General features: G+C 46.5%; 1 protein-coding gene. It reads right to left on the bottom strand.

The window, feature by feature from the left end; genetic code table 11:
- Positions 1-29 precede the first annotated feature (29 nt).
- Positions 30-1,821: sensor histidine kinase (locus AC1WIP_RS15440; RefSeq protein ID WP_481142662.1), on the bottom strand; the 1,792-nt coding region annotated here is incomplete at its 5' end.

The following is a 1,821-nucleotide window of genomic DNA, read 5'->3' as shown; positions in this document are numbered from 1 at the left end:
TGATACCAGTGCGGATATTCACATCATCATCAACTACTAAAATTTGGTACATGGCTGTCCTTTCTGTCTTTGACTGCGGGAATGCGGATGGAGGTTACGGTGCCCACAGATTCCGTGCTTTTGATTTCAACGCCGTAGCCATCCCCATAAAAGAGCTTAATCCGCCGGTTAATGTTTTTTAGACCGATTCTTCTGCACTTGCTTGGCTCTCCCTGCAGCGCTTTGCGCACCTCTGCCAGACGCTTGGCAGGTATGCCCTTCCCGTCGTCTGCCACGGACAAAATGATGTCCTCTCCCATAGAATACCCCATAATATCAATTTGAAGAGTCTGCGGGGGCGCGCCAAAGGCATGGGCGATGGTGTTTTCAATAATTGGCTGCAGGATAAATTTCATGACGCTGTACTGCATGATTTTCTCATCCACATTTACGGAAAAGCAAATGCCGCTTGTGTAATTCAGCTGGATCAGTCTGATATAGTTGCGGACGCTTTCAATCTCCTCACGGATGGTCACTTCATCATCGATTTCCTTTAAGTTATACTGTAGATTGGAGCCCAGCAGCATGGCCATTTCTGCAAGATCATAGCTTTTCTGGGTATATGCCTTCATTCGGATGGATTCCAGCGTATTGTACAGATAGTGGGAATTAATCTGGCTTCTTAAGGCGTAAAGCTCAATATTTTTCTTTTCCAGATCCCGCTGGAGAATTTCATTGACCAAATGGTTTATTTTGGCAGCCATCCTGTGAAAGGCGGAGAAAAGAATGCCGAATTCTCCGCTCATTTCATCCTTTGGAAGGGAGGACGAGCTAAATTCTCCATTTTCCATTTCTGCACATACCTCCACCAGCAGATACACGGAATGATTGATGCTGGAGGTTGCAAAAAAGGTAAAAAGAAACATTAAAAGCAGCAGAAGAAAAAGGAAAAGGATTAATGGCAGATTCCCGGAGGGCACACCGCTTAAAATATAGGACAGGGGCGTCTTTGTGGCAATGGAAAGGTTCTCGTCAAAGCGATAATAATTCACCATGAAAAGACTGGAATCCTGCAGAATATATCTGGTGTGCTTTCCGTCCTGCAAAAGCCCGTCCAAGATCGTTTTCTGCTCCTCTCCCAGCAGTTGTTCGTTTCCTGCTATACACTGATTGTCATAAAGCAGCAGGAAATCCTCTTCTTGGGAGGCCCGGAGTGTTTCAAATTCATGCTCCAGGGCATCGCTGGAAATGCCAAGCACCAAAACGCCGATACTTTCATATCTGCCGATGTGGGTTACGGAACGGGCTACGCACAAGGTTTCCCCGTCTGCGGAGGGAATGCCGGAGCCTGTAAAATCCGAAATAGGTATGATGACAGCGCCTCCCTTGTTTTCCAGAGTATTTTGGTACCATTGGGGATTGTTTTCTGCCAGGACGCAGTAGGTTCCGTTATAAACTGCATCGCCGTCCCAACAGTATAAGCCCTTTTTGCTGGAATCATACATTGCGATCAGGTCAAAGCCCTGGGTGATATCCAGGTAGGATTTGGCCTTTTCATAAAAGGCGTTTGAAAAGCTGTAGTTTCCCACAAAGGTTGCGCCCTCTGCCAGATAGGAGTAAACCTCCTGATATTGTCCGGTGGACAAAGGCTGAATGGGGAAAAGACTGATTTCCTCCATCTGCTTTAGAGCGGCGCTTATTTTGAGGGCGTACCCGGCCATGAAATTTCTGTCGGCATTTTTATATTGATTGAGTACGTTCATTACCGAGCTTACAATCAGATACAGGGAAACCATTGCAAAGATAGCGGTCTGTATGAGAAGGATGATCCGCAGCTTGCGC

The organism is Acetatifactor sp., from assembly GCF_982438285.1.
Note: the sequence above shows the minus strand (reverse complement) of the source record. Positions and strands in the feature narration are given on the sequence as shown.